Below are 571 nucleotides of genomic sequence, written 5' to 3'. Positions count from 1 at the left end.
GCTCACTCCTAAAGTAGCTTTACAAGTTGTAAGACGTACCAAAATAGCAAAAGAATTTTCTTTTGATAGTAAGGGGAAAGTACAGAAACTTATTTATTTGTAATACCTAAGTTCCTAATTTTCAAAAAGAAATTTATTTGAAAAAACTTGTTTATTCAAAAAAAAAATTGTACATTTGTCTGCAATAATACAAAAACTCACTCACAATGGAGAACAATAACCACAATACGCATTCCGTTTCAGGTCGTGTAAATGATCCTGCAACCTTTGCCCGCTTTGCATCGGTAAAAAGCTATCAAGACCACCTCAAGGACAAGGACAACCCTGTGGTGATGGTTACACTTACGCTGGGTGGCAAAGACTTCTTGGACAGAGCTACTTTTGAAACCTACCTTACCCAACATACCAATGCCCACGATGAGTTTACCATTGTAGTGAGTGATACTGCCATTGACGACTTTAACGGACAAGTAATGAAAAACTCTAAAAATCTTTTGGGAGAGTCCATTACTATCCACTTCCACCTGAAAGGAACGATTGTACAATCGTTCAAAGGAATTATAGCGAATAT

At 36.8% G+C, this 571-nt stretch carries 1 protein-coding gene; it reads left to right on the top strand.

Annotated elements, in window-relative coordinates:
* Window positions 1-206: 206 nt before the first annotated feature.
* On the top strand, window positions 207-571 hold a 365-nt coding region (locus HMPREF9441_RS18760), incomplete at its 3' end, for a hypothetical protein (protein WP_008622971.1).

Source organism: Paraprevotella clara YIT 11840 (assembly GCF_000233955.1).
Taxonomy (GTDB): domain Bacteria; phylum Bacteroidota; class Bacteroidia; order Bacteroidales; family Bacteroidaceae; genus Paraprevotella; species Paraprevotella clara.
The sequence above is the reverse complement of the archived record's forward strand: the minus strand, read 5'-3'. Positions and strand labels throughout refer to the sequence as shown.